Below are 1628 nucleotides of genomic sequence, written 5' to 3' on the forward strand. Positions count from 1 at the left end.
GCTGCGTGTCGAGCCGGAGCTCGGCTCGCCCGCCCGCGGCGGTCTGCCGGCGACGATCACGCGGCGAACCGAGACCGGCTGGCGGCTCTCCGGCCACAAGATCTATTCGACGGGCTCGCCGATCCTGAAATGGTATCTGGTCTGGGCGCGGACGGATGAAGCCGAGCCGCGCGTCGGTCAGTTCCTGGTGCCGGCGGGTCTGCCGGGCACCAGCATCGTCGAGACCTGGGACCATCATGGCCTGCGCGCCAGCGGTAGCCACGACGTGATCTTCGACGATGTGGTGATCCCGCTCGATGCCGAGGTCGACCTGCGCAAGCCCGCGGACTGGCGCACGCCCGACCTCACGCAGGCGACCATTCACACGGTGTTCGTCGCCGCGATCTATGACGGCGTCGCCCGCGCCGCGCGGGACTGGCTGATCTCCTTCCTGAAGCAACGCGTTCCCGCCAGCCTCGGCGCGCCGCTGGCGAGCCTGCCACGGGCGCAGGAGATTCTCGGCGCCATCGAGGCGCGGCTCGCGGTCAATGCGCGGCTGATCGACACGTTTGCGCGTGATTTCGATGACGGCGTGCAGCTCTCCGCAAGCGAGTCCAACGTCGTCAAGCTCACCGTGACCAACAACGCCGTTGCCGCGGTGGAGGACGCGTTGTCCCTCACCGGCAATCACGGCCTGTCCCGCGCCAATCCGCTGGAGCGGCACTATCGCGACGTGCTGTGCGGCCGAGTGCACACGCCGCAGGACGATTCCACGCGCATCGGTCTCGGCCGAGCCGCATTGGGCCTCTAGCTTTTCCCGGAAAACAATCAGGAGACGGACATGTCGATCGAGTTCATCGGCTTCATCAGCAACAACAATTCGTCCGAAACCGTCGTCCGCCAAGGACCGGTGCTCGACCCCACCCACATCGAGACGGTGGCGAAGGCGCATGAGAACGCGGGATTCGATCGCGCGCTGCTGGCATTTCATTCGACCTCGCCCGACGCGCTCCAGGTGGCCCAGCACGTCCTCAACACGACCTCCCGCCTCAACGTGCTGATCGCACAGCGGCCCGGATTCACCGCGCCGACGCTGCTGGCGCGGCAGTTCGCCGTGCTCGACCAATTTTCGCGCGGCAGGGTCGCGCTTCACGTCATCACCGGGGGCAATGCAGCTGAGCTCAGGCAGGACGGCAATACGCTCGACGACAAGGACGAGCGTTACGCCCGCACCTCCGAATTCCTCGATGTGCTCAAGCTGGAATGGACCAGCGACAAGCCGTTCACCTACAAAGGCAGGTACTATCAGGTCGAGAATGCCTTCTCGCAGGTGAAGCCTTATCGCCCCGAAGGCATCCGCATCTATTTCGGCGGCGCCTCGGATGCGGCGATCGACGTCGCCGGCAAGCACGCCGACACGTTTGCGCTGTGGGGAGAATCCTACGCGCAGGTGCGTGACGTCACCTCCCGTGTTCACAATGCTGCGGTCCGCCAGGGGCGGCCGACGCCGCGCTTCAGCCTGTCGGTCCGGCCGATCATTGCCCCCACCGAAAAGCAGGCCTGGGAGAAGGCCGAGGAGATTTTGGCGCGCGCCACAGCGCTTCAGGACAAGACCGGCTATCGCAAGCCGGCCGACGGCCACGCTACCG

The 1628-nt window shown here is 66.2% G+C and carries 2 protein-coding genes; both read left to right on the top strand.

Annotated elements, in window-relative coordinates:
• Window positions 1-790 (top strand): acyl-CoA dehydrogenase family protein (locus MOV75_RS37220; RefSeq protein ID WP_247007889.1); only part of this gene is annotated, 790 nt, incomplete at its 5' end.
• A gap of 30 nt (window positions 791-820) precedes the next feature.
• A partial coding sequence (locus tag MOV75_RS37225) for an LLM class flavin-dependent oxidoreductase (RefSeq protein WP_247007890.1) occupies window positions 821-1628 on the top strand: 808 nt, incomplete at its 3' end.

Source organism: Bradyrhizobium sp. PRIMUS42, from assembly GCF_023006515.1.
Classification (GTDB): Bacteria; Pseudomonadota; Alphaproteobacteria; order Rhizobiales; family Xanthobacteraceae; genus Bradyrhizobium.